This is a genomic window from Georgenia sp., from assembly GCF_054605595.1.
In genome coordinates, this window is record NZ_JBTSDU010000203.1 from 1 (window position 1) to 3,252 (window position 3,252).

At 71.4% G+C, this 3,252-nt stretch carries 4 protein-coding genes; 3 read left to right on the top strand and 1 reads right to left on the bottom strand.

The window, feature by feature from the left end; genetic code table 11:
* Nucleotides 1-336, top strand: a 336-nt coding sequence (locus tag ACYC1Z_RS14795) for a phosphoribosyltransferase family protein (protein ID WP_461410276.1), incomplete at its 5' end; no start/stop codon positions are given.
* A gap of 157 nt (nucleotides 337-493) precedes the next feature.
* On the opposite strand, the gene ACYC1Z_RS14800 is transcribed toward ACYC1Z_RS14795, so the two are convergent.
* Nucleotides 494-1,267, bottom strand: a complete 774-nt coding sequence (locus tag ACYC1Z_RS14800; protein ID WP_461410277.1) for an HAD-IIA family hydrolase — start codon at nucleotides 1,265-1,267, stop codon at nucleotides 494-496.
* An 81-nt stretch (nucleotides 1,268-1,348) separates the two neighbouring features.
* Between ACYC1Z_RS14800 and ACYC1Z_RS14805 the strand changes: the two genes are divergently transcribed.
* Nucleotides 1,349-2,038: a TrmH family RNA methyltransferase gene (locus ACYC1Z_RS14805; RefSeq protein WP_461410278.1), complete on the top strand. Its 690-nt coding sequence runs from the start codon at nucleotides 1,349-1,351 to the stop codon at nucleotides 2,036-2,038.
* A gap of 134 nt (nucleotides 2,039-2,172) precedes the next feature.
* On the top strand, nucleotides 2,173-3,195 hold the full coding sequence (gene fbaA, locus ACYC1Z_RS14810; RefSeq protein ID WP_461410279.1) for a class II fructose-bisphosphate aldolase: 1,023 nt from the start codon (nucleotides 2,173-2,175) through the stop codon (nucleotides 3,193-3,195).
* Nucleotides 3,196-3,252: the final 57 nt, after the last annotated feature.

A 3,252-nucleotide genomic window follows, 5' to 3' on the forward strand; every position in this document is an offset into this window, starting at 1 on the left:
GACCCGGTCGCGACGGCGAGGCTGCACGCGGCGGCGTCGCGTGGGCTCGACCTCGACGCCTTCGTGGTGCGCAAGGAGGCCAAGGGTCACGGCATGCGCCGCCGGGTCGAAGGGCCCGACGTCGCCGGTCGCCGCGTCGTCGTCCTGGAGGACACCTCGACCACCGGTGGCAGCCCACTGACCGCGATGGAGGCCCTGCGTGAGGCCGGCGCGACGGTGCTGGCGGTCGCCGTCGTCGTCGACCGCGACACCGGCGCGCGCGAGGCGATCGAGGCCACCGGGGTGCCCTACCTCGCGGCGCTCGGGCTCGGAGACCTCGGCCTCCAGAAGGCGTGACTGCTCGGATCGCGGCGCGGCACTCCGCCGAGGGACCAACATGGACGCACTCGGCGTCGGCGTGCCGGTGATCGGCGTCGTGGTCGCGGTGATGCTCCTGGGGGCGTCCTCGACGAGGTGACGTGGGCGTCAGGTCGAGAACGGCGGCCCACCGCCGTCAGATCAGGTCGACGATGTCCGCGATGGAGTCGCGCACCTCGTTGGGCCGGTACGGGTACTTCTCGACGTCGTCGACACCGGTCGACCCGGTCAGGACCAGGAACGTCCGCAGGCCCGCCTCCATGCCGGCGAGCATGTCGGTGTCCATGCGGTCACCGATCATCGCCGTCGTCTCGGAGTGCGCCTCGATCCGGTTGAGCGCGGCCCGGATCATCACCGGGTTGGGCTTGCCGATGAAATAGGGGCGGTGGCCCGTGGCCTGGGTGATCAGCGCCGCCACCGCGCCCGTGGCCGGCAGGGGGCCCTCCTGGGAGGGGCCGGTCGAGTCCGGGTTCGTGGCGATGAAACGCGCGCCACCGAGGATCAACCGGATCGCCTTGGTGATCGCGGAGAAGGAGTACGTCCGGGTCTCGCCGAGGATGACGTAGTCCGGGGCCACATCCGTCATCGTGTAGCCCACCTGGTACAGCGCCGTCGTCAGGCCGGCCTCGCCGATGACATAGGCGCTCCCGCCCGGCATCTGCTGGGCGACGAAGTTCGCGGTGGCCAGGGCAGATGTCCAGATCCGGTCCTCCGGGACGGAGATCCCCGACGCCACCAGGCGTGCCGCGAGGTCGCGCGGGGTGAAGATCGAGTTGTTGGTCAGCACCAGGAACGGCCGCTCGAGCTCGGTGAGCCGGGCGATGAAGTCCGACGCCCCGGGAAGGGCGCTGCCCTCGTGGACGAGCACGCCGTCCATGTCGGTCAGCCAGCTCTGGATCTGCTCGGTCATATCGCCTCCTCTTTGCGGACCGCGCGTGGTGCTCGACCGCCGGGACCACGATACCGACGCCCGGCCGGCACGGCAGGCACGATGTCCCGGGCGGAGGTCCGGGACCTCGCCGTCGGCTGGCACGATGTCCGGGTGGAGAACGTGGCGATCCGGGACGAGGACCGGGAGGTCGGTGTCGGCCCCTGGCCGGGCGGACCGGCGGCCTGGCCGGACGACCCGCGCTACGACCCCGAGCTGCTCGCCCACGGGGACCGGCGCAACGTCGTCGACCGGTACCGGTACTGGCGGGTGGAGGCGATCGTCGCGGACATCGACACCCGCCGGCACCCGCTGCACGTCGCGATCGAGAACTTCTCCCACGACCTCAACATCGGGTCCGTGGTGCGCACCGCCAACGCGTTCGCCGTCGCCGAGGTGCACATCGTCGGCCGACGGCGGTGGAACCGGCGCGGCGCCATGGTGACCGACCGGTACCAGCACCTGCGCCACCATCCCACCCCGGCCGACCTCCTGGCCTGGGCGCGCGAGCAGCGGCTCCCGGTGCTCGGCATCGACAATGTCCCGGGCTCCGTCCCCATCGAGGGCCACGAGCTGCCGCGCGCCTGCCTGATGGTCTTCGGTCAGGAGTCCGCCGGGCTGAGCGAGGCCCTGCTGGAGGGCAGCGACACCGTGCTGCATATCAGCCAGTACGGCTCGAGCCGGTCGATCAACGCCGGTGCCGCCGCGGCCGTGGCCATGCACGCCTGGATGCTGCAGCACGCCACCGGGTGATCCTCGCCACGTCGGCGACGTGGCTCGGCCACCGCGCCGCGGGCCCGCCGGTCGTCGGCCCGGGTCCCGGCCCCGGAGCCGGGCGGAGGTGGAACAATGGGCACTGATCTACGTCATCGAGACAGGAGAGCACTGTGCCCATCGCAACCCCCGAGGTGTACGCGGAGATGATCGACCGGGCCAAGGCGGGCAAGTTCGCCTACCCGGCCATCAACGTCACCTCCTCGCAGACCGTCACCGCAGCCCTGCGCGGCTTCGCCGAGGCCGAGAGCGACGGCATCCTGCAGGTGTCCGTCGGCGGTGGCGAGTACGCCTCCGGTTCCACCGTGAAGAACCGCGTCGTCGGCACCCGTGCGCTGGCCGCGTACGCGCGCGAGGTCGCGGACGGCTACGGCATCACCGTGGCCCTGCACACCGACCACTGCACCAAGGAGAACCTCGACTCCTGGGTCCGGCCGCTGCTCGCGCTGGAGGCCGAGGAGGTCGCCGCGGGCAAGCTCCCGACGTTCCAGTCGCACATGTTCGACGGCTCCACCGTCGCGATCGGCGAGAACCTCGTCATCGCCGAGGAGCTCCTCGAGCTCTCCCAGAAGGCGCGCACCCTCCTCGAGATCGAGATCGGCGTCGTCGGCGGCGAGGAGGACGGCCACGAGGCCGCCATCAACGAGAAGCTCTACACCACGCCCGAGGACGGCCTCAAGACCGTGCGTGCGCTCGGCACCGGCGAGAAGGGCCGCTACCTCACCGCGCTCACGTTCGGCAACGTCCACGGCGTGTACAAGCCCGGCGCCGTCAAGCTCCGCCCGGAGATCCTCGGCGAGATCCAGGCGGTCGTCGGCAAGGAGGTCGGCAAGGACATGCCGTTCGACCTCGTCTTCCACGGCGGCTCCGGCTCGACCGCCGAGGAGATCGCGCTCGCGGTGGACCACGGCGTCATCAAGATGAACGTCGACACCGACACCCAGTACGCCTTCACCCGCCCCGTCGTGGAGCACATGTTCCGCAACTACGACGGCGTGCTGAAGATCGACGGCGAGGTCGGCAACAAGAAGCAGTACGACCCGCGCGCCTGGGGCAAGGCCGCCGAGGCCGGTATGGCTCAGCGCGTCGTGGAGGCCTGCCGACAGCTGCGCTCGGCCGGCCGCACGATGGCCTGACCGTCCCCTCGGACCGACCGCGGGCCCGGCCCCACACGGGGTGCCGGGCCCGCGGAG

Excerpts from the sequence above, each read along its gene's own strand:
- ACYC1Z_RS14800 (WP_461410277.1), bottom strand. The coding sequence starts at position 1,267 with ATGACCGAGCAGATCCAGAGCTGGCTGACCGACATGGACGGCGTGCTC.
- ACYC1Z_RS14805 (WP_461410278.1), top strand. The coding sequence starts at position 1,349 with ATGTCCCGGGCGGAGGTCCGGGACCTCGCCGTCGGCTGGCACGATGTC.